This window comes from Actibacterium ureilyticum (assembly GCF_002285435.1).
Lineage (GTDB): Bacteria > Pseudomonadota > Alphaproteobacteria > Rhodobacterales > Rhodobacteraceae > Actibacterium_C > Actibacterium_C ureilyticum.
Genome location: NZ_NSBT01000043.1, coordinates 24,385 through 46,644 on the forward strand (window position 1 = coordinate 24,385; position 22,260 = coordinate 46,644).

The 22,260-nt window shown below is 61.8% G+C and carries 18 protein-coding genes; 13 read left to right on the forward strand and 5 right to left on the reverse strand.

All coding sequences use genetic code 11. From position 1 onward, the window contains the following. Window position 1: 1 nt before the first annotated feature. A complete protein-coding gene (locus CLM60_RS20180) occupies window positions 2-313 on the reverse strand; it encodes a carboxymuconolactone decarboxylase family protein (RefSeq protein WP_095590947.1) in 312 nt (103 codons plus the stop codon). Window positions 314-324: 11 nt separating this feature from the next. Further along, entirely contained in the window at window positions 325-1,023 is a 699-nt protein-coding gene (locus CLM60_RS20185) for a cyclic nucleotide-binding domain-containing protein (RefSeq protein WP_095590948.1), read from the reverse strand. Window positions 1,024-1,279: 256 nt separating this feature from the next. Between CLM60_RS20185 and CLM60_RS20190 the strand changes: the two genes are divergently transcribed. The 10 genes from CLM60_RS20190 to CLM60_RS20235 all read left to right on the forward strand — a co-directional run bounded on the left by CLM60_RS20190 (window position 1,280) and on the right by CLM60_RS20235 (window position 14,660). Continuing rightward, window positions 1,280-4,003, forward strand: a complete 2,724-nt coding sequence (locus CLM60_RS20190) for a nitrate/nitrite transporter (protein ID WP_095590949.1) — start codon at window positions 1,280-1,282, stop codon at window positions 4,001-4,003. Between the two features lie 64 nt (window positions 4,004-4,067). Beyond that, window positions 4,068-7,826, forward strand: coding sequence for a nitrate reductase subunit alpha (locus tag CLM60_RS20195; RefSeq protein ID WP_095590950.1), 3,759 nt, complete (start codon window positions 4,068-4,070; stop codon window positions 7,824-7,826). Beyond that, a complete protein-coding gene (narH, locus tag CLM60_RS20200) occupies window positions 7,823-9,349 on the forward strand; it encodes a nitrate reductase subunit beta (RefSeq protein ID WP_095590951.1) in 1,527 nt (508 codons plus the stop codon). Before CLM60_RS20195 ends, narH begins: the two co-directional genes overlap by 4 nt. Next, complete coding sequence (gene narJ / locus CLM60_RS20205; RefSeq protein ID WP_176473942.1) at window positions 9,349-10,062, forward strand: nitrate reductase molybdenum cofactor assembly chaperone; 714 nt, start codon at window positions 9,349-9,351, stop codon at window positions 10,060-10,062. The genes narH and narJ overlap by 1 nt, the downstream gene beginning before the upstream one ends. Window positions 10,063-10,073: 11 nt before the next feature. Continuing rightward, window positions 10,074-10,841 carry a respiratory nitrate reductase subunit gamma gene (gene narI, locus CLM60_RS20210; protein WP_176473943.1) on the forward strand — a complete coding sequence of 256 codons (768 nt, stop codon included), beginning with the start codon at window positions 10,074-10,076 and terminating at the stop codon, window positions 10,839-10,841. 5 nt (window positions 10,842-10,846) lie between these two features. Continuing rightward, a complete protein-coding gene (locus CLM60_RS20215) occupies window positions 10,847-11,644 on the forward strand; it encodes a peptidylprolyl isomerase (protein ID WP_095590953.1) in 798 nt (265 codons plus the stop codon). Between the two features lie 14 nt (window positions 11,645-11,658). After that, window positions 11,659-12,216 (forward strand): hemerythrin domain-containing protein, encoded by a 558-nt coding sequence (locus CLM60_RS20220; RefSeq protein WP_095590954.1) that lies wholly within the window; start codon window positions 11,659-11,661, stop codon window positions 12,214-12,216. A gap of 3 nt (window positions 12,217-12,219) precedes the next feature. Then, on the forward strand, window positions 12,220-12,852 hold the full coding sequence (locus CLM60_RS20225) for a carbonic anhydrase (RefSeq protein WP_095590955.1): 633 nt from the start codon (window positions 12,220-12,222) through the stop codon (window positions 12,850-12,852). Beyond that, window positions 12,849-14,126 (forward strand): molybdopterin molybdotransferase MoeA, encoded by a 1,278-nt coding sequence (locus CLM60_RS20230; RefSeq protein WP_095590956.1) that lies wholly within the window; start codon window positions 12,849-12,851, stop codon window positions 14,124-14,126. Before CLM60_RS20225 ends, CLM60_RS20230 begins: the two co-directional genes overlap by 4 nt. A gap of 12 nt (window positions 14,127-14,138) precedes the next feature. Continuing rightward, entirely contained in the window at window positions 14,139-14,660 is a 522-nt protein-coding gene (locus CLM60_RS20235; RefSeq protein WP_095590957.1) for a DUF2478 domain-containing protein, read from the forward strand. 294 nt (window positions 14,661-14,954) lie between these two features. Here CLM60_RS20235 and CLM60_RS20240 read toward each other — a convergent pair whose 3' ends face one another. Genes CLM60_RS20240 through mobC form a run of 3 tightly spaced genes read right to left on the reverse strand, consistent with a single transcriptional unit; the run spans window position 14,955 to window position 19,852 of the window. After that, window positions 14,955-16,937 carry a type IV secretory system conjugative DNA transfer family protein gene (locus CLM60_RS20240; RefSeq protein WP_095590958.1) on the reverse strand — a complete coding sequence of 661 codons (1,983 nt, stop codon included), beginning with the start codon at window positions 16,935-16,937 and terminating at the stop codon, window positions 14,955-14,957. After that, window positions 16,930-19,278, reverse strand: a complete 2,349-nt coding sequence (locus tag CLM60_RS20245) for a relaxase/mobilization nuclease domain-containing protein (RefSeq protein ID WP_095590959.1) — start codon at window positions 19,276-19,278, stop codon at window positions 16,930-16,932. The genes CLM60_RS20240 and CLM60_RS20245 overlap by 8 nt, the downstream gene beginning before the upstream one ends. Next, window positions 19,265-19,852, reverse strand: coding sequence for a plasmid mobilization relaxosome protein MobC (gene mobC, locus CLM60_RS20250; RefSeq protein ID WP_095590960.1), 588 nt, complete (start codon window positions 19,850-19,852; stop codon window positions 19,265-19,267). Before mobC ends, CLM60_RS20245 begins: the two co-directional genes overlap by 14 nt. 552 nt (window positions 19,853-20,404) lie before the next feature. Between mobC and CLM60_RS20255 the strand changes: the two genes are divergently transcribed. The 3 genes from CLM60_RS20255 to CLM60_RS20265 all read left to right on the forward strand — a co-directional run bounded on the left by CLM60_RS20255 (window position 20,405) and on the right by CLM60_RS20265 (window position 22,167). After that, complete coding sequence (locus CLM60_RS20255; RefSeq protein ID WP_095590961.1) at window positions 20,405-21,124, forward strand: nucleotide-binding protein; 720 nt, start codon at window positions 20,405-20,407, stop codon at window positions 21,122-21,124. A 10-nt stretch (window positions 21,125-21,134) separates the two neighbouring features. Beyond that, entirely contained in the window at window positions 21,135-21,767 is a 633-nt protein-coding gene (locus CLM60_RS20260; protein WP_095590992.1) for a hypothetical protein, read from the forward strand. A gap of 160 nt (window positions 21,768-21,927) precedes the next feature. Further along, window positions 21,928-22,167, forward strand: a complete 240-nt coding sequence (locus tag CLM60_RS20265; RefSeq protein ID WP_095590962.1) for a hypothetical protein — start codon at window positions 21,928-21,930, stop codon at window positions 22,165-22,167. The last annotated feature ends 93 nt before the right edge of the window (window positions 22,168-22,260 follow it).

Consider the following 22,260-nt stretch of genomic DNA (forward strand, 5'->3'; position numbering starts at 1 on the left):
GTCAATCCTTGATGTCTTCGATCCAGGTCTTCGCGGCGACGGCCCGCGGCAGCCCAAGCGGGCCGATGGCCAGCATCGCGACCTGCATGATCGCCTCAGCCTCAATCCCTTCCGATCTGGCGCGCCGGGTGTGGGAATGGACCGCGCCTTCGGAGCCCGCGCCAATCGCGAGGGCGAGCTTGACGAGGCGCTTCTCGCGGTCTGTCAGGGGGCCGCAATCGGCCGTTGCCTTGCCCAAGGCAGCATAGGCCTTCCAGACATCAGGGTGTTCCTCGGCGAGATCTCCGGCGGCACCGGGCATGGATTTTGTCATCTGTCAGTCCCTCAGGTTGAAAAGTCATCAATCAGTGGATTTGGTTTCGCAAAGCGCTCAAGGTCCGCCTGATTGTCGATGGAGATACGGGTGCCGGTCACGGAAACGCCATAGGGCTGCAGGCCCTTGAAGGCGCGGCTGAGGTTTTCAGGTGTCATGCCGAGCACGGAGGCAAGGCGTCGCTTCTCGAAGCTAAGCTCGAATGCTGCCGCGCCGCCGGCGTGCCTTTGCTGCCTGAGCAGATAGTTCGCAAGCCGCTCGAGCGACGTTCTGAGTTTCAGATCCTTTTGCGCCTTGATGACCGAGCGATAGCACTGCGCCAGTTCCGTGACGACCGCACGCGCAAAGTTCATGTCGGCATCGAAGATCGCACGAACGTCCTGGCTGGGGATCAGCGCGATCCGGCTTTTCTCCAACGTGCGGGCCGACATCAGGTAGGGCGCATCCTTGATGGTCGCCGCTAGAATGAAGGTCGAGATCGGGCGGACAGTCGCCATGCTGGTCTCTCGGCCATTCCAGGTTGAAAACAGATCGACCGAGCCGGAAATGACGATGTGAAGAAAGTCGCTCGGTTCTCCTTCAGTGATCAATTCAATCTGTGCAGGAAAATTCTGCACATAGGCACCACGCATCAAGGATGTGAAATTATCATCCGCCATCTGCGCAAAGAGATCGAGTTTTCGAATATCCCGGTATTCGGAATCGGGCATGTCGGTCCCCCTTCGACTTTGCGCGCTCAACAATTGTCACCAAATCAATTGATATATGTCAACCCGTCGGTTGACCTTCGCGACCGCAGCCTTGATCTGCGACCGCGCACCGGATGACATATTTCTGTAAGCCATTTATTTCGTTACCTTTTTCCAGATTTTGTGATCTAGATCAAGTCACGAGCGTCGCCGTCGCGTCAGGTCTGGCACTGATCCCCTCAAAGGGGTGAACCGCTATTCTTGCCGGAGACCCGCCATGCAGACTGTAGCCACAGCCTCACGCGCCGATCAGACACGCGCCCTGAGCCTGAGCACGATCGCCTTCACCGCCTGTTTCGCGGTCTGGACGATCTTTTCCATCATCGGTGTCGCCATCAAGGCCGAGCTTGGCCTGAATGACACCCAGTTCGGCCTGCTGGTCGCCACCCCGATCCTGACCGGATCGCTCACCCGCCTGTTTCTCGGCGTTTGGACCGAGAAATACGGCGGGCGACTGGTGTTCTCGAGCCAGATGATCCTGACGGCGCTGGCCACATGGGCGCTGACGCTGGCCGACAGCTACATCATGTATCTGATCGCGGCGCTCGGCATCGGCCTCGCTGGCGGATCGTTCATTATCGGCGTGGCCTATGTCAGCCGCTGGTATGACGCTGGCCACCAGGGGACCGCGTTGGGTATCTTCGGCGCGGGTAACGTTGGCGCCGCGGTCACCAAGTTCGTCGCTCCCTTCGTCATGGTCGCCTATGGCTGGCACGGTGTGGCCTATGTCTGGGCGGCGGGGCTGGCCATCATCGGGGTGCTTTTCTTCCTGCTCGCCAAGGATGACCCTGAGCTTGTGGAGCGCCGCAAGACCGGCACCAAGGCACCGTCGCTGGCACAGCAGTTCGCGCCGCTGAAGAACCTTCAGGTCTGGCGCTTCTCGCTCTACTATTTCTTCGTGTTCGGTGCCTTCGTCGCGCTGGCGCTCTGGATGCCGCACTACTTGATCGACGTCTACGGCATCGACGTGCGCTTCGCTGGTATGGCGGCGGCGTCCTTCAGCCTCTCGGCCTCGCTGTTCCGGGCCTATGGCGGCGTGCTGTCGGACAAGTTCGGCGCCCGCCGGGTCATGTACTGGACCTTCGGCTTTTCGCTGCTGTTCCTGTTCATGCTGAGCTACCCGCCCACGGACTACGTCATCCAGGGCAAGGACGGCGCCATCGCCTTCTCGACACAAATGGGTCTTTGGCCCTTCATCGTCACGCTCTTCGCTTTGGGCTTCTTCATGAGCCTCGGCAAGGCGGCTGTCTTCAAGCACATCCCGGTCTACTACCCCAAACATGTGGGTGCCGTCGGCGGGCTTGTCGGCATGATCGGGGGCCTTGGCGGGTTCATGCTGCCGATCGCCTTCGGCGCACTTCTCGATCTCACGGGCATCTACACGTCATGCTTCGCGCTGCTCTTCGGACTGGTCGCCATCGCTCTGACCTGGATGCACCTGTCGATCCGCGCGATGGAGCGCGCTGCGCATGGCGAAGTGCTCGACCAGTTGCCACAGCTGCCCGAGATGCAGGACATTCACCACCCCGAACGCACCGCCATGCCGCGCGTGCTGGAGGATTGGCGGCCGGAGGACCAACAATTCTGGGCCGAAAAGGGCCGTGCCGTTGCCCGCCGCAACCTGTGGATCTCGATCCCCGCGCTTCTGCTGGCCTTCTCGGTCTGGATGGTGTGGTCGGTGGTCGTGGCACGTTTGCCCGCCATCGGGTTCGACTTCACCCCGGGCCAGTTGTTCTGGTTAGCGGCCTTGCCGGGACTGTCGGGCGCGACGCTGCGCATCTTCTACAGCTTCATGGTGCCGATCTTCGGCGGGCGGCTCTGGACGACGCTTTCGACCGCCTCGCTGCTGCTGCCCGCCATGGGCATCGGATACGCGGTGCAGAACCCCGAGACGCCTTACCTGATCTTCCTCGTCCTGGCCCTTCTGTGCGGGTTTGGCGGCGGCAACTTCGCCTCTTCGATGGCCAATATCGGGTACTTCTTCCCGAAGGCCGAAAAGGGCAACGCGCTGGCGCTGAACGCCGGGCTTGGGAACCTCGGCGTGTCGGTCATGCAGTTCCTTGTGCCCATCGTCATCACGGCGGGTGTCTTCGGGGCACTTGGCGGGCAACCGCAGACCATGTCCGACGGCGGTCAGCTGTGGATGCAGAACGCAGGCTTCGTCTGGGTGCCCTTCATCCTCGCAGCGACCATCGCGGCCTGGCTGGGCATGAACGACATCGCAGATGCACGCGCCAGCTTTGCCGACCAGGCGGTGATCTTCGGACGCAAGCAGAACTGGCTGATGTGCATTCTCTATACCGGCACCTTCGGCAGCTTCATCGGCTACTCGGCGGGTTTCCCTCTGCTGACGCGCTTGGCCTTTCCCGAAGTGAACGCACTCAACTACGTGTTCCTTGGGCCACTCGTGGGGGCGCTGAGCCGCGCTGCCACCGGCTGGATCTCGGACAAGTTCGGGGGCGGACGCGTGACCTTCTGGACCTTCGCCCTGATGATCGTTGCCACCTTCGGTGTGATCAGCTTCCTTGGATTGGGCTCCTTCGTCGGCTTCTTCGCCTGCTTCATGGCCCTGTTCTTCCTGACCGGTGTCGGCAACGCCTCCACCTTCCAGATGATCCCGGTCATCATGGGCCGCGAAATTCCGCGCCTGATGCCGCATTTGGGTGCTGAAGAGCGCAAGCGTCAGATCGCGATGGAGTCCGGCGCGATCGTGGCCTTCACCTCGGCCATCGCGGCTTACGGCGCCTTCTTCATCCCCAAGGCCTACGGGACGTCAATCGCGATGACCGGGTCTGCCGTTGGGGCACTGTGGGGTTTCCTGATCTTCTACGTGATCTGCGTCGTCATCACCTGGGTGGTCTACACGCGCCCCGGCGGCCTTCTCCACGACATCGAACATGGCCGTACGCCGAAGGGCACCGCAGCCCAGCCCGCTGAATGATTCAGTTGATTTCCCGGGCGGCGGAGCTCGCCGCCCGGACCCAGACACCCGAAAGGACAGCCCAATGAGCCATCTGCTCGACAAACTGAACTTCTTCCAGAGCAAGGAACTGGAGCAATTCTCCGACGGTTGGGGTCAGACCACCCGCGAGAACCGCGACTGGGAAGACACCTACAGAAACCGCTGGCGGCACGACAAGATCGTGCGCTCGACGCACGGGGTGAACTGCACCGGGTCGTGTTCGTGGAAGATCTACGTCAAGTCCGGCATCGTCACCTGGGAGACGCAGCAGACCGATTATCCGCGCACCCGTGCGGGCCTGCCCAACCACGAACCGCGCGGCTGCGCGCGGGGAGCCTCCTACAGCTGGTATCTCTATTCCGCGAACCGGGTGAAGAACCCGTTGATCCGTGGTGCGCTGATGCGGGCGTGGCGAAAGATGCGCGAGACGATGACGCCGGTGGCCGCCTGGGCCGCGATCCAGGGCGATCCCGCCCTGCGCAATTCGATCAACAAAACGCGGGGCAAAGGCGGCTTCGTGCGGGCCACCTGGGACGAAGCGACCGAGATCATCGCCGCCGCCAACGCCTACACGGCCAAGACCTACGGGCCCGACCGCGTGTTCGGCTTCTCGCCGATCCCGGCCATGTCGATGGTCAGCTACGCCGCCGGTTCACGCTACCTGAGCCTGCTGGGCGGCACCTGCATGTCGTTCTACGACTGGTACTGCGACCTGCCGCCAGCTTCCCCCCAGACCTGGGGCGAACAGACCGACGTTCCGGAATCGGCCGACTGGTACAATGCAGGTTTCCTGATGCTTTGGGGCTCGAACGTGCCCCAGACCCGGACACCCGACGCCCATTTCTACACCGAGGTCCGCTATCGCGGCACCAAGTCGGCCGTGGTCAGCCCCGACTATTCGGAAGCCGCCAAGTTCGGCGACATCTGGCTGAACCCGCAGGCGGGCACCGACGCGGCGCTGGCAATGGCGATGGGTCACGTGATCCTGCGCGAATTCCACCTCGACCGGCAGGCCGAGTATTTCGAGGAGTATGCCCGCAAGTACACGGACATGCCGATGCTCGTTCGGCTCGACGAAAAGGACGGGCATCTGGTGCCGGGCCGGATGCTGCGCGCCGACGACTTCGACGGCAAGCTGGGCGAGGCCAACAACCCCGACTGGAAGACGGTCGCCTACGACGAGGCGTCGGGCCAGATCGTCGCGCCCAACGGGTCCATCGGGTTCCGCTGGGGCGAAGAAGGCAAGTGGAACCTCGAAGAGAAAGCGAAGGGCGCTGAAAGCAAGCTGCGCCTGAGCCAGATCCTCGACGGCGACCACGACGAGGTTGTCGGTGTCGACTTCCCTTATTTCGGCGGTGCGGCCACGGGCGATTTCGTGAAATGCGATCACCCCGAGGTGTTGACCCGGAACATTCCGGCGCGCCGCGTGAAACTCGCCGACGGGTCCGAGGCGCTGGTTGCCACCGTTTTTGACCTCTTCTGCGCCAACTACGGGCTCGACCGGGGTCTTGGTGGTGACTGGGTGTCCAAGGATTTCAACGACGACAGTCCCTACACCCCCGCCTGGGCCGAAAAGATCACCGGCGTTGAGAGGGAGAAAATCATCGCGGTCGCCCGCGAATTCGCCGGCAACGCCGAAAAGACCCATGGCAAGTCCATGGTCATCCTCGGGGCCGGTCTGAACCACTGGTACCACATGGACATGAACTACCGCGGCATCATCAACATGCTGGTGATGTGCGGCTGCATCGGGCAGGAGGGCGGCGGCTGGTCGCACTACGTGGGGCAGGAAAAGCTGCGCCCGCAGACCGGATGGCAGCCCCTTGCCTTCGCGCTCGACTGGAACCGCCCGCCGCGGCACATGAACTCCACCTCCTGCTGGTACGCGCATACCGACCAGTGGCGCTATGAGACGCTGCGCGCCGGTGAAATCCTGTCGCCCACGGCGCCCGAAGGCGACTGGGACATCTCCCTGATCGACTACAACATCCGGGCCGAACGGATGGGCTGGCTGCCCTCGGCCCCGCAACTCAAGACCAATCCTCTGGAAGTCTCGAAAGCCGCAAAGAAGGCTGGGAAGGAGATCAAGGACTACGTCGCCGAACAGCTGAAATCCGGCGATCTGGAAATGTCGTGTCAGGATCCGGACGCCCCGGAAAACTGGCCGCGCAACCTGTTTGTCTGGCGCTCGAACCTGCTGGGGTCGTCCGGCAAGGGACACGAGTACTTCCTCAAGCACCTCTTGGGCACCGACCACGGGGTGATGGGCAAGGACCTTGGCGAGGAAGGCGGCGTGATGCCGAAGGAGGCCGTCTGGCATGACGAAGCGCCGAAGGGCAAGCTCGACCTGCTGGTCTGCATCGACTTCCGCATGTCCACGACGGCGGTGTATTCCGACATCGTCCTGCCGACGGCCAGCTGGTACGAAAAAGACGACCTCAACACCTCGGACATGCACCCGTTCATCCACCCCCTTCAGGCGGCGGTGGACCCGGCCTACGAAAGCAAGTCGGACTGGGAGATCTTCAAGTCGATCGCCCGGAAGTTCAGCGAAGTGGCGCCCGAGGTGCTCGGCGTGGAGACCGACATCGTCCAGCTGCCGCTTCTCCATGACACCGCCGCCGAACTGGCACAGGCCCATGTGAAGGACTGGAAGAAGGGCGAATGCGACCTGATCCCCGGCAAGACTGCGCCGAACTACATCGCGGTCGAGCGGGATTATCCCAACCTCTACAAGAAGTTCACCTCGGTCGGGCCGCTGCTGGAAAAGCTCGGCAACGGTGGCAAGGGGATCAACTGGGACACCAAGACCGAGGTCAAGCATCTGCGCGACCTGAACGGGGTCGTGCTGGACGAGGGCGTGTCCAAGGGCCAGCCGAAACTCGAAACCGCCATCGACGCGGCCGAGATGATCCTGATGCTCGCCCCGGAAACCAACGGCGAAGTGGCCGTGAAGGCCTGGGAAGAACTTGAGAAGCCCACGGGGCAGCACCATGCCCACCTCGCGGAGGGCGCCCATCACACCAAGATCCGCTTCCGCGACATCGCCGCGCAACCGCGCAAGATCATCTCGTCGCCCACATGGTCAGGCATCGAGAGCGAGGAGGTCTGCTACAACGCTGGCTACACCAACGTCCACGAACTCATCCCGTGGCGCACCCTGACGGGCCGCCAGCAACTCTATCAGGATCACGAATGGATGCGCGCCTTCGGCGAGGGTTTCGTCAGCTATCGCCCGCCGGTGGACCTGAAGACCATCACCGCGGCCGTCAACAACGACGCGGCCGAGGGCAGCCCGCACGTGGTGCTGAACTTCATCACGCCCCACCAGAAATGGGGCATCCACAGCACCTACACCGACAACCTCTTGATGCTGACGCTGAACAGGGGTGGCCCGGTGGTCTGGATGTCCGAGGTGGACGCGAAGAAGGCCGGGCTGGTCGATAACGACTGGGTCGAGGCCTACAACACGAACGGCGCGCTGACCGCGCGGGTGGTGGTGTCCCAGCGGATCAAGCAGGGGACGCTGTTCATGTATCACGCGCAGGAAAAGATCGTGAACACGCCCGGTTCGGAAAAGACCGGCAATCGCGGCGGCATCCACAACTCGGTAACCCGCGCCACCCTGAAACCCACGCACATGATCGGCGGCTACGCGCAGCTGTCCTACGGCTTCAACTACTACGGCACCGTGGGCAGCAACCGCGACGAGTTCGTGATCGTGCGGAAAATGAAGAAGATCGACTGGCTCGACAAACCCGCAAGCCGGTCCGCAACCCAGAACGTGGAGGCAGCGGAATGAGAGTTCGTGCACAAATCGGAAAGGTCCTGAACCTCGACAAATGCATCGGGTGTCACACCTGCTCGGTCACCTGCAAGAATGTGTGGACGACGCGCGAAGGTGTCGAATACGCGTGGTTCAACAACGTCGAGACCAAGCCCGGCACCGGCTATCCGACGGACTGGGAAAACCAGAAGCGCTGGAACGGCGGCTGGGTCCGCTCTGCCTCGGGCAAGCTGCATCCCAAGCAGGGCAGCAAATGGCGGATTCTGGCGAACATCTTCGCCAACCCGTCGATGCCCGAGATCGACGACTACTACGAACCGTTCGATTTCGACTACGACCACCTGAAGTCCGCGCCCGACATGACCGCGTTCCCGACTGCGCGCCCCCGGTCGAAGATTACGGGCGAGCGGATGGAGAAGATCGAGAAGGGTCCGAACTGGGAGGAAATTCTCGGCGGCGAATTCTCGAAGCGGTCTCAGGACTACAACTTCGATCAGGTGCAGAAGGACATCTATGGAGAGTATGAAAACACCTTCATGATGTATCTGCCGCGGCTCTGCGAGCATTGCCTCAACCCGACCTGCTCGGCGTCCTGTCCCTCGGGTGCCATCTACAAGCGCGAGGAGGACGGCATCGTCCTGATCGATCAGGAGAAGTGCCGCGGCTGGCGGATGTGCATCTCGGGTTGTCCTTACAAGAAGGTCTATTACAACTGGGATACCGGCAAATCCGAGAAATGCACCTTCTGCTATCCGCGGATCGAGTCCGGCCAGCCCACGGTCTGTTCAGAAACCTGTGTCGGGCGCATTCGCTACCTGGGCGTGATCCTTTATGACGCAGACAAGATCGAAGCTGCGGCCAGCGCCGAGCGCGAGACCGATCTCTACGGCGCGCAACTGGATGTGTTCCTCGATCCGAACGACCCCGAGGTGATTGCCGCCGCCCGCCGCGACGGCGTGCCGGAGGACTGGATCGAGGCGGCGAAGGTAAGCCCGGTTTGGAAGATGGCGATGGACTGGAAGGTCGCCTTCCCGCTGCACCCGGAATACCGGACGCTGCCAATGGTGTGGTACATCCCGCCGCTCAGCCCGATCCAGAATGCCGCTCAGGCCGGACAGATCGCGATGAGCGACCAGATGCCCGACGTGCGGTCCCTGCGCATCCCCGTCAAATACCTCGCCAACATGCTGACGGCGGGCGACGAGGAGCCGATCGTTCACGCTCTCGAACGCATGTCGGCGATGCGGCTCTACATGCGGGCCCTCAGCGTTGACGGCGTGCGGGACGAGGTGATCGCCGCCCGGGTCGGCATGTCCGGCCGGGTGATCGAGGACATGTATAAGATCATGGCTATCGCCGATTACGAGGATCGTTTCGCGATCCCCACGGCGCACCGCGAACAGAACGAGCATGGCGCCGATATTCGCGGCGGCTGCGGCTTCACCGATGGCAACGGCTGTTCCACCGGAGAAAGCGGCAAGACGACGCTCTTCGGCGGCAAGAAGAAGAAATTCGCCCTTCCGCAGGAGACTTTCTGATGCTGGACCGTTCCCTGAAAGCCCTGTCGCTGATCCTGAGCTATCCCTCGCGGGAACTTCAGGAGGCGATGCCCGACATCGGAGCCGTCCTTGCTGACGATCGCCGCATCACCGCCGAGACACGGGCTGCGCTGCGCTCGTTGACCAATGGCTTCGCAGACGCCGATCTCTACGATCTGCAGGAGAGCTATGTGATGCTCTTCGACAGGTCGCGAACGCTATCGCTCAATCTCTTCGAGCACGTTCATGGCGAAAGCCGGGACCGCGGCGGCGCAATGGTCAGCCTGATCGAGACCTACCGGGCGGGCGGGTTCGAGCCCGCCACCTCGGAACTGCCGGATCACTTGCCGGTGTTGCTGGAATTCCTGTCGACGCGTCCCTTCGCAGAAGTGCAGGAAACCTTGGCGGACGCGGCGCATATCCTCGATGCTCTCGCGGCCCGGCTTGTCCGGCGCGACAGCGGGTATGCTGCCGCGTTCGCCGCGCTTTCCCAGCTCGCCGACACGCAGGCCGACGCCGAAGCGGTGGCCGACATGCTGGCCCAGCCCGATGATGACCCGACCGATCTCGCGGCGCTCGATGCCGTTTGGGAGGAAACCGAAGTTGCGTTCGGCCCCGATCCGAACGCAGGTTGCCCGCAAGTCCGCGACATGCTCGCGGCGATGGACAAACCGAGCCGCCGCGCGACGGATGCGCAGCTCGTGACCGAATAATGGAGGCAGACATGCATAACTTTCTTTTTGGGATTTATCCTTACATCGCGCTGTCCGTTCTTCTGATCGGATCGGTCGTGCGCTACGAACGTGACCCCTTTACGTGGAAATCCTCGTCGAGCCAGATGCTACGCCGCAAGCAGTTGATCATCGGTTCGATCCTGTTTCATGTTGGTGTCCTGGTGATCTTTGTCGGACATCTCGTTGGCCTGCTGACCCCAATCGCAATCTTCGACGCCATCGGCATCAGCCACGGGGCAAAGCAGCTTCTGGCCGTGATCGCTGGCGGCATCGCCGGTGTCATGGCCCTCGTGGGCGGTGGGATGCTCATGCACCGCCGCTGGACCGACCCGCGCATTCGCAAGACGTCCAGCTTTGCTGACATCGCCATTCTGGCGCTGCTGCTGGCACAATTGGTGCTTGGTTTGGGGACGGTGTTCGTGTCGCTCCAGCATCTCGACGGTCACGAAATGACTAAGTTCATGTCCTGGGCACAGGGCATATTCACCTTCCGGTCCGGCGCTGCGGCGCAAATCGAGGATGTGGCCCTGATCTTCAAGCTGCACCTGTTCCTAGGGCTGACGATCTTCTTAGTCTTCCCGTTTACAAGGCTGGTCCATATCGCTTCGGGCATCTTCGCACCGCTGCGTTATCTGTTCTTGCGGGCAGGCTATCAGCTTGTCCGTTCGCGGCGGCATCGCCCGCTCGAAGAACGCCGCCGCGCCTATGACAAGGTGCAAGCCAAGCGCGGTCCTTCCGCCACGACGCCAGCGGAGTAAGCCAGATGAACGTGGCCCTGTTTCCCGATGTCGTCGTGAACGGCGAAACCATCCCCTCGGCGGCAATCGCTGCCGAGGCACAAAACCACGACGCACCGAAAGGAAAACCCGGCATTGCCTGGCGCAAAGCGGCCAATGCTGTGGCGGTGCGGACCCTGCTGTTACAAGAAGCGCGCCGACGCGACTTGCAGCCGGTGCCTTTGGAGGTCGATCCGGGCCGGTTCGAGACAGACGAGGAGGCCCTCATAAGGGATCTCCTCGAAACTGCCCTAAGCGTTGCACCGCCATCGGACGAATCTGTGTACAAGGAATGGACCCGCGATCCCTCCCGCTTTCGGTCGCCGCCACTTTGGGAGGTTTCGCATATTCTGTGTGCCTGCGACCCTCGCGATGATAAACAAAAGAAAGCGGCCAAAGCCCGTGCGACCGATCTTGCCGATCGCGCAAGCGCCAACCCTAGCGACTTTGCGAAGCTCGCGAAGGACAATAGCGATTGCGGCTCGAAATCATCCGGCGGTGCCTTGGGTCAGGTGGGGCCCGGCGATACCGTGCCGGAATTTGAAGAGGCGTTGCGCAAACTCACTGAAGGGCAAATTACCGCCCAGCCCGTCCTCACTCGCTATGGCTGGCACATCATCCGCATGGACGCCATCGCAGACGGTGCCGAGCTGCCGTTTGAAATCGTGCGTCCCAAACTCGCAGAGGCAATGGAAAAGGCGGCTTGGGCCCGTGAGGCCCGGTCCTTTGTCACACGTTTGGTCGCGACGGCCACCATTTCTGGCGCGGATCTTCAATCAGTCTAGACCGGGAGGTCATCATGAAGAATGAATTGTCGAACATCCGCCGAGGCAACGTCGATATTGAGCCGACCAACCTCGAACTGATGGAAAACCCTCTTGAATTCATCAAGGAAGACCATATGCACATGCGGTCGGTCTGTGAGTCAATTGACCATCTCGCGCAAGCAGAAGTGCCAGATCGAGTGCAGTTATCCAGGATCATCTCCTTCTTGGAACATGAAATCGGCCTGCTGATTCACGATGAAGACGATGACCTCCGTGAATTGCTTCTCAAAAGATGCTTGCCGGAAGACAACATTGCTTCGACTCTCGACCGGCTGAAGGACGAGCACGTATTGCTCTCTGGTATGCTTCCCCTCTTGAAGTCGCATCTGGCAAGTATTCGGGACGACGAGCGTGCGGCCACAGAGCCCGAGGCGGACGATCTTCGAGAATTTGCTGATCGCTTGCGTAGACACCTGCTGGTCGAAAACGCAATCATTCTTCCCTTGGCACGGGTCCGGTTGACCAATGATGATATCGTTCAGTTGCGGAACGCGATGATCAGGCGCCGCATCGAAGACATGCAGGCCTGAATAATGCTGGAAACGCTGATCAACAATAACATTGCATGGTCCGGTGAACAGCATGAAGCTGATCCAGGATATTTTTCCCGTCTCGCAGAAATACAGGAACCAGAATTTTTCTGGATCGGCTGTTCAGACAGCCGCGTTCCCGCAAATGTAGTCGCGGGCCTCGACCCAGGAGAGGTGTTTGTCCACCGCAACGTCGCCAATGTAGTTCATTCCAGCGACATGAACCTCCTCTCAGCACTGGAATTCGCAGTTGAGGCGCTGAGAGTCCGCGAGATAATCGTCTGCGGCCATTACGGCTGTGGCGGTGTGAAGGCCGCAACCGAGGATCTGCCACACGGTCTGGCCGATCACTGGCTCGAGCCGATCCGGCGCCTGGCCCGCGCTTACGCGGTCGATTTGGGGCGCGAACCCGACCTCGAAGGACAACGTGACCGGCTGGCCGAACTGAACGTCGTCGAAGGCGTTCGGCGTGTCTGCGAAACGCCGATCCTTCAGAGGGCATGGCGCCGCGGAGCTGATGTCCGCGTGCACGGCCTGATCTACGGGCTCAAGGACGGGCGCCTGCGCGACCTCGATTGCAGCATCGGGCCCGGGCATTTCCAGCCTACCCAGTCCGCCGAAGAGGCAGCACAATGACCATCCATCAAGCCATCGCGTCTCCGGGCTGCGGCTGTGACAGTCAGGACATGCTTCACTCGCTGATCAGCATCGACGAGGCACTGGCCCGGATTGCAGGGCATGTAGCACCGGTCGGCCGGACCGAGGCCTTGTCGCTCGACCACGTCTTTGGCCGCATTCTCGCTCAGCCGGTCCGGTCCCGATCCATGGCACCGGCTTTCGACAATGCGGCGATGGATGGTTATGCGATCGCGACATCGGCCCTCACTGGCGCCGGTCCCTGGGTGCTGCGGGTTGTTGCGCGCGTGCCTGCCGGGCAGGCGGTGACGACGCCGGTTGCAGGAGCGGTGGCGGCCCGAATCTTTACGGGCGCGCCAGTCCCGGGTGGCGCGGACGCGGTGGTGATGCAGGAGGAAGTTGAGCGTAACGGGGACGTGGTTCATCTGTCCCGCCGACCTGAACCAGGTTTGAACATCCGCCGCGCAGGCAGCGATATGGCGAAGGGCGCGACCGTCCTCGAGAACGGTCGCAGGCTCGGTCCTCGAGAGATCGCCGCCTGTGCCGCCGCCGGTGCAGGCATCCTGCGCGTTCGGCGCAGGCTGCGCGTGGCACTGCTTGTCACCGGCGACGAGGTACGCCGCGCCGGGGGCGCGCGCGAGGAAGCCCAGATCTGGGACGTGAACACACCGATGCTGACGGCAGGCCTTGCAGCTGCGGATGTGGACGTCGTTGCCTCGGCTCATAGTGCCGACAACCTTGCCGGTCTTGTCCGTCAATTGGGCGACATGGCGACGCAGGCCGATCTGGTCATCACCACGGGCGGTATCTCGGTGGGCGAAGAAGATCATGTGAAGTCGGCCATCATGGCACTCGGAGGCGAAACCCTGTTCAGCGGCGTTGCGATCAAACCGGGCAAGCCGGTGTCGGCCGGGCGCATTGGCAAGGCGCACTGGCTTGGCTTGCCCGGCAACCCGGTATCAGCCTTCGTCACGTGGCAGGTCTTCGGGCTGGCGTTGATCCGTGCCCTGAGCGGCGAGGGAGCCACCGCAACCCGGCGGCATGTCGTGACCGCAGGCCCGATCCGCCGCAAGCCCGGGCGCTGCGAACTCCGACCTGCCACGCTGACCGGTTTCGATGCCCAAGGTCGCGAGATCGTCTGTTTCGAGGATGCCACTCATTCGGCCCGTGTCGGCCTGCTTTCCCTCGCGGACGGGCTGATGTTCCTGCCCGCCGACGTCGAATCCTTGCCAGCCAGTGCGCTGGTCGAATTCCAACCTTTCTGCCAATCCTGAAGGAGCCCAGACATGAAACTCGCCTACACGATGGCGCCAGGACGCGGCGATACGGATCTGGTGCTTGAACGGCTGGCAGCGGACCTTGCAGCCCGGGGCCTCAGATGCTGTGGCACCGTCCAGATCAACAGCGAGCGCGCCGATGCCGGCCCCTGCGACATGGATGTGCGGGTCCTGCCCGATGGTCCCGTTCTGCGCATCAGCCAGGATCTTGGCCCGCAGGCGCGAGGGTGCCGCCTCGACCCTGCCGCGCTGGAAACGGCGGTCGGTCTGGTCAAGGTCAGCCTCTCATCCGGCGCGGACCTGCTGATCGTCAACAAGTTCGGAAAGCACGAGGCGGAGGGGCGGGGGTTCCGCGACGTGATCGCCGAGGCGGTTGCGATGGAGATCCCCGTTCTGGTCGGCCTCAATGCGCTCAACCGACCGGCCTTCGAGAGTTTCGCGGAAGGGATGGCAATCCAGTTGCCGTCCGAAACCGCAGCGCTGATGGCGTGGGTAAACGAGGTGACAGCGTCGGCGAACGAACTGGTCTGATTTCGACCGATTGCCGGGATCTACTTTTCCGCTTTCCGAGTTGAAGGTCGGGCGGTCACTGAAAAGAGCATGTACTGCCCAATTTCGGAATTGGGCGGAGCGCACGCCATGCCAATTGGCACGAAAATATGCGGCTAGGTCCACGCGGGCGTCAGGCTTGATCACCGGACCGGGATCATGGAGGATCGGACCGACTTCAAAGCAACATGAGACGGGTAGGGAATCCCGATGTGCGATCCGTGTGCAGGTCTTCGAAAGCCGGGCGGAAATTGCCTGCGCCGCAGCGGCCATCATTTAACCATGTACTTCTATGATTGATCGCGTCGTCTGAACAGCTGCCGCCAAGACTGACCTGTCTGCCTCTTGGATCCCCAGTTTAGCCAGATCGACCGACAGCTGACCTGAGCCTCCACCATCTGCAGCGGCCCGTGCAGCCCGCCCGCGCGCCCGGCCTTTCAGTGCAGGTTTCGGATCGAGCGCCACTGTCGAGGAAGATTGAGGCGTTTTGGACGACGCAGCAGTCTCAGCCCCCTGCGCCCCTGAAGCCGCCCGAACCTCCTGCAATTCCTGCTTCAGCTTCTCCACCGTTTCCCGAGTCTCAGACATCTGTCGATCCCGCCGCAGGCCGTCCTCGTCCGGATACGGGAAACTCCCCGACTGCCCGACGTGCAGCACCTTCAAAGCCGGGTCCTCGAAATACTTCACCCTTCTAGCCCGGATCGGCATCTGCGCGTCGATCACAAGGATGACCTCGTCGAGGTCCATGCGCCGGGCCTCATCCTCTGTCAGAAGCGGGGTATCTTCTGTCCTCTCCGAAACGCTGCGCCCCTCGAATGGATTGCGTCCAACAGCGCGGGAGCGGGTCACCACACGCTTGGTTGTCTTGCCGACGGCCTGGCTCAACTCCTCGATTGTCTTCTGCTCGGATGGGGTGAGGTAGAGCTTCACTCCGGCGCCGCCCTGAAGCGACCGGCGGGTGTTCTCACCATAGATCTCGTCCAGCGCCGGGATCGTCTGGGTCACGATGGCGAGGTTGCCGCCGAAGGAGCGCAGCGTCTTTATGCTTTCGGCGACGATTGGCATTTTCCCGAGCCGGTCAAACTCGTCGAGCATGATCATCACGGGCCAAGGCTCGTCATCGCCGGGTTCCTGTGCTTGCAGCGAGGCAATCAGGTCCGAGAAGAAGAGGCGGATCAGCGGGGCGAGCGGTCGGATCATCTCGGATTCAACCACAAGATAGATCGCATGTGGGCGGCGGCGGATGTCCCGGAATGAGAAGTCAGAGGTCGCGGTGGCCGCGTCGATCGCGCGGTTATCCCAAGTGTCGAGACCCGATGTCATCAGGAGGGAGAGGTAGGAAGTGAGGGTGTCGTTGTTGGTCGATGCCATACGCTCGAAGATCAGTTTGGCCGACTTGTTCTTCACCTCCTGCGAACGCTTCAGGTATTCCTTCTGCTTGTCGCCCCCCGAGGCTGTGATGCGGTAAATCTCGCCGATGGTCGGAACGCCGCGCTCGAAGGCCAGAAGACCTGCCGCTACGAAGAGGTCGATACCCCCGGCTAAAAGCCCGCTCAGCTTTTCATTGTCGGTCTGCAGGAAGAGCTTCGCGGTGAGTTTCAGCTCCATCTGCTGCCGGTCGGGGTTGGTCATGGCAGCAATGCGAGCCAGCGGATTATAGCGATGTGTCGGTCGGTCCCAGTCGGTCGGCGCGAAGCGGAAAACCTTGTCCCCCATGCTGGCGCGGAAGCGCGAGGTCTCGCGGAAGTTCTCGCCTTTCACGTCGAGCACCACGGCGGAGCCCTTGTAGGTCAGCAGGTTCGGGATCACGAACCCAACGCCCTTGCCCCGGCCTGTCGGCGCCACGATCAGCGCGTGGGGGAAGGTTTTTGAGACTAGGAACTGGCGCTTGGATTTCGGGGAGCCGAGCTTGCCCAGAAGGAAGCCGCCGCCGGGCTTGGCAAAGAATCCGTTCCTCTTCATCTCGCTGCGGGTCTGCCAATGCGTCGTCCCGAAGCGGGTCAATGCATCCCCCAGAAGCGTGACGCTCAGCATCAGCGATGCCAGGCCGAAGCCGCCCAGGATGAGGTTCACCCAGAGGAAGTCTTTCGGTGCAAACTGAGATAGACCCCGATATTCGCGGGCAAGCAGGGTGACGTCGAAACGCGTGGGAGAAAGCCCATAGCGGAACATGACAAAGCCGGTCGCCACGACATAGCCCATGGCGAGACCGACCAGAACGAGGCTCAACACTCCTAAGGCAATCTTGCCTTTATCCATGGGTGATCCCCTTCTCGCCATCTGCCGCAGCGTGGCGTGCGCGCTGCGCCTCTATCTGTTCTTCCGCCAATGCATCGAGAACGCGCTCCATGGCCGGGCCATGCGCAGTGACTTCGCTGCTCTGGAGATAGGTCTTGGCAAGTTCCAGCTGGCGCAGCGGATCCTCGGTGAATTTGTCCAGGACGTCCGCGTTACCGGCCCGCAGTGCGTCGATTGCGTCGGGGCTTAGCCGTTCGTTGACCTGCCGGACGATGTCATGTCGCTCTGCCTCGGATATCGGATCCCCGGCGTCGACGTTTCGCAAAAAGGCCATGACGGTTGGCGCTGTCTCTTCCAGAAACCGGCGCTCGGCGTAGTCTTGTCGCGCCTGGTCCTCGATCTCGAAACTGCGTTCGCTGATATAGGCACGCGACGCGCCGAGCGAACGAAGGTGATTGATTTCGTCCTGGACGGCCTGCCCGAATTCATCATCCGGCATCTCCGTGCGATAGCGGGCGAGGGTGCGGACTTCTTCGGTGATCGGACCGAGATGATCCGAGGGATCCCGCAAGGCGAGGTCCATGTCGCCAGCATGCAACGTGCGGTCCTGCTCAGATACCGCATATTGCTGCGGCATTCGACTGTCAGTCGCCTGGTCCCAAGCCATCGAGGCCAGTTCAGCATGCTGCGGCGATTTCTGCGCGTAGGCGTCGAACGCGGCGCGGGCCTCTTCAACCTCCACGGCGCCCGCCCGCCGGACGGACGGGTCGTCGGAGAACGGATGATCGAAATCCGTCCGGCGGAACTGCGCCACCAGCGCTCTGAACGCCTGCCGCTCCGATGGGGCAAAGATGTCGGACCCATCTTGCGCGAGATCGCTCCCAGGTGTCGTCAACCGCTCACCAAGCGCTGCCTCAGCGTCATCCACCTCGTCGACCTCGGTTGGCGCGCGCAGGACGCGTACTTCGGTCAAAACATCGCCCAGCCGAACATGCACGGCTTCCAGCCGGTCGAGCGCTTCTTCCCGGTCCGCAGATTTCTCCAGATCGAGGTCGCTTGCTTTGGCAATCCCCTGCAGATCCTGTGCCAGCCACTGGCGCTCCAATGCGGCATTGCCTGCCCCCTCCCGCAGGCGCGCGGCCACAGCCTCGGCATCGATGCCCGTGCCTTGCAACGCCTCGGCCAGCTTTGGTGCCACCTCTCCATCGTCAAGACGCGCGAGGTGTTCTTCACTTAAGTTCGGCCTTGCATAGATGCCGTCCCGGGATGGGGCATCGACCAGGGCGGCGGAGCGATCCCCGAGCGGGTTCAAATGCGCGACCGAGGCCAGAACGTCGGTCAGCTTGCGCTCGATCACCGGCCTCTCGGCCGCCGGCGCCCTGTCGATCGCCGCCTCGATCTGGCGAATGTTCTGAGAAAACTCGGTGATCAGCGTGTCGAACGCTGCTTCGTCTTGGGACATGTAGATGGCTCCGTCAGATTGAATCTGACCGCCACTGGCAAGGATGGTGCTGGCCCTCTCGAGCGCCTCGGACACGTCTTCGAAATTCGAACGGGACGCCTCCGCCGCGAGCCCGCGATAGATCAAAGCGTTGTGCCGGACGGTTTCCAGAGCGGCCGCCAGGTCAGCACCGGTTCTCTGGCGCTCGACTGGGGGACGACCTTCGTCGCGAGCCTTGTAGATTTCATCAATCTCGGCGCGGTAGGTCGTGACGCCGCGATCCAGACGACGCGTTGCCTCGAGCCGGATCCCGTGTCCTCTGGCCGCTTCGACCATCGCCTCGCGAAAGGCGTCATAGTTGAAGTGATGATCCTTCCCGAGAAAGAACATTTCGCCATCCTTGCTGCGGCGGTTCAGAACGATATGCGCATGTGGATGCGCGCGATCTTGGTGTATTGCAGCAATATAGTCGAATTGCGAGCCCTCACCTTGAAAGAACTTCTCGCAGACGGCCTGGGTGATATCGCGCACCTCTTCACCACTGGTCCCAACCGGGAATGCCATCAGCAGATGCGACGTATGGCCAAGCTTGGGGCTGTAGCGCTCGTTCCACTGGTTCTCGAACCGCCGCGCCACTCGGTTGATCTCGGCTTCCGAGAGTTGCTTCTTCCCGTCATGGGTGCCGCGACTGTCGAGGATATGGGTCGACTTTGTTGTGAGATATGTGAGCTGCGCCCGTAGCTGCGCCCCGGTGTGGCAGCCCCCTTTCGAGATGGCCTTGAAGATCGCTGGCGAATAGCCGCGCGCGGCCCGAACCATCTGCGCGCCCTTGGAAAGCCCCTGCCAGGATCCCGAAACTCGGCTCCAGCCGCGGTCAAATAGCGCCGGGTCGATGCCACGGACCCGGTCACTCCGCGCCATTCTCATTCCTCTCGGCGAGGCCCGCCAGGGCAGAGCTGATCTCAAGGTCCAGCACGCTGCGCCGCGCACGCGACATCTCCTGGACCTGGTCGGCCAGATCGAAGACCAGACCCGCAAGGGCGCGGACGTCGCGGTGACTTGAGGCCGGGTAGGACAGTCTCTCGCCCCGCACCTTGGCCTCGTTCAGACGTCGCGCGATCTGGTTCACGTTGTTGCCGACCCGGTTGAGCGCGGCGCCGAGGCTGCGCAACTCGTCGCACATCTCGTCGTCGGGCAGGAAGACACCTTCGGCCGCCAGCATCAGGCGGCGTAAGGCATCCGAGCGGTGCGCAATCCCGCGCCGCGACAGCGCCGCGTCGAACCGGCGCAGGTCGTCGTCCGAGACCCGGATCCCCACAACCCGCGATCGGCTGCCGTTCGCTGTCTGACGCTCATCCCAGTGGTTCACCACGTTGTAGATCGTCTTCAGGCTGACATCGTAGCGCGCGGCCAATGACGCCGCGGAGACGCCGTTCCGGCGCTCCTGGGCGATGGTCGATCGCTCGATCTCTGACAGTCTACGGCGGCGGGGCATTTTGAAGTTAACGTTCCTATTTCTTGCCAACTTCGTACAAGCCCGCCGACTCCCAACGCAAGTGGAGTCGGCCATAAGGGCTTGTACTCAATATAGAAAATCGCCCTGCAGGGGCGATTTCCCGTCCTTTGTCCAATGGATCGCGCGTCGCGCTCATTGCACCACGCGATGCGGTCTCCGCATCGCGCATCGCGTCTTTCGCGCCCCGTCTCTTGCACCCCGCAAGACGGGTTTTGCCGCGTGCTGACCGTCTCGCGTCACCCGCAGAACGACATACGCGAGACTGCCTCCCGTCGTCTGGAGCGCGCTCTCCGTCACCTGCATTACGTCCGCAGCACATCGCCAAGCGCATCCCGACATTTGGAGGGTGTGTGGTGCCCCGCGACGAATGCTGAAGGCGCCACGGCAGACGTTGCACGGTCATCGCACAACGCCGCCCGCTGCATGCCAAACGTCGGTCGCATCCCGACTTCTGCTTGACCCCTCCGCCTCATGCGTTTAGCGACATTTTAGTTTTATCGTTGCGATTCACTATTTTTGCGGAGGATCAGAATGCCGAACGAAAATCTCGTGGTGATCGCAGCGATGGCCCGGAAAGGGGGCAGTGGAAAAACGACGCTTTCGCGCGCCTTGATCAGCGCCGCGATCGCCGCCGGACGCAGAGTGATGTTGATCGACACGGACAGCACGAGGGTACTCGGGGCCTGGCATACTCGGGCGCAAGCCGGTGGGCTGAGTTCGCCGCTTCTCTGCTCGGCCACCGTCGAAAGCGTGGCGGGTGTCGAGGATCAGATCGATCAGGTCTACATGGCAGGCACGGCAGACTTCATCTTCATCGATACCGCAGGGGTCGGTGCCGAATGGTCAGACGGAATTGCGGTACTTGCGGACCACATCGTGACGCCCGTCATGCTGTCGACGTCTGATTTCGATGTCGGAGCGCAGACTTCTGATTGGTTTGAGAAACTGAAATCCCGTGTTGACGACCCCTCCAGCCTTCCGCGCCACCACGTCGTCCTCAACATGGTTGACCCGAAAACGACCCGTGCTGACGCGGCCCTGATTGAAGAAGCGCTCACCCGTTTTCCGGTGATTGAGACCGTCATGATGCGGCGGAACACCTACAAGGAGATGGACCAGAAGGGGCTTCTCCACGCCTTGGCGCTGGAAAAGCAATCTGATCCAAACCCTCTGATGCGTCCACATGTACGTCATGTCGTCGAGGCGCTCGAGGAGGCGACGGACATCCTCAACAATATTCTTGCTGCGTGAGGACAGTCGATTGCGCAAGAAGATCCCGACCATCACTAGGCCAGACCCAGCCTACGCCGCCACCCTGCAACAGGGTGACCGCGAGATTCCCGGGAAGGAAGATGAGGCACAGGTCACAGCAACAAAGACAGGCACCCCAGCCACTGACGTTGACGCTGATCGGCACGAGTCAGAGCTTGTGCCGGGAGGTACCGTGGCGCCGCACCAAGTCACCGCGGAAAGCTCTGACCCGCATACCAGCCTGAGAGCTCCCGTATCGGCGCGCGCATTGAGCCCGACCCGGAAGATCGACATCAGAGTCAACGCACTCGAACGACAGGAAGCTGCGCTAGAAACTTGTGGTGTTGACCCAGCACATGTGGTGCGTGCCGCCCTGCGCCGTGCAGTCAAAGGCTGGCAACTGTCGCCGGTCTTCGCGCCAATTGCTGAGGAGCGGCGCACTCGAAACACGCAGTGGCAGGCCCGGACATCACTGGCAGTCGATGCGGCCAGCCTGGGTATGCTCCTTCGGGACCACGACCCCCTCGACGTCTTGAGTAAATGGGCTCTGATCCGCGGTCAGGTGGAACCACGCATATGGGGCGAGATCGACAAAATCTTGGAAGAAATTGCTGTTCGCGCTGCATCGCCGCATGAACCGTAAGATACCTATCTGAAAAGATAACTTGCATTTCGCCGGTGGATTTTCGCCCACCCGGAACGGTTCATCTTGCAGTTGCAGAAACCTAGTCCTAACACCAGCTAACAGGAATTTCAGACCTCAGTAGTGACGAGTTGCGAGGTCCATTTAGGAGGAACGCATTATGAATATGAAGCCCCGCCTGACTGGCGAACCGATCATGCGTATCCTCTGCAAGACATCTGAGAATCTGGTTGGCTACCTTTACCAATGGAACAATGGTGACGTGCAGCCTGCCTGGTTCGACGGCGCCATAGCGGACGTTCGCTATGAACCATTCATTCAAGCGCCGGAACAAAACCCCGCCGATCCGAAGGTCCCCAGACCGCGTCAGCAAGGTCTGACGCACCTTGAAAAGGCATAGCTCAAGGCCTCGCGTCGGTTTGTGGGTCACCCCATCCCGCAGGTCCTTTGAGCGATAGAGTTGACTTCTATGCCTCAGAAGTGATCTAAATAT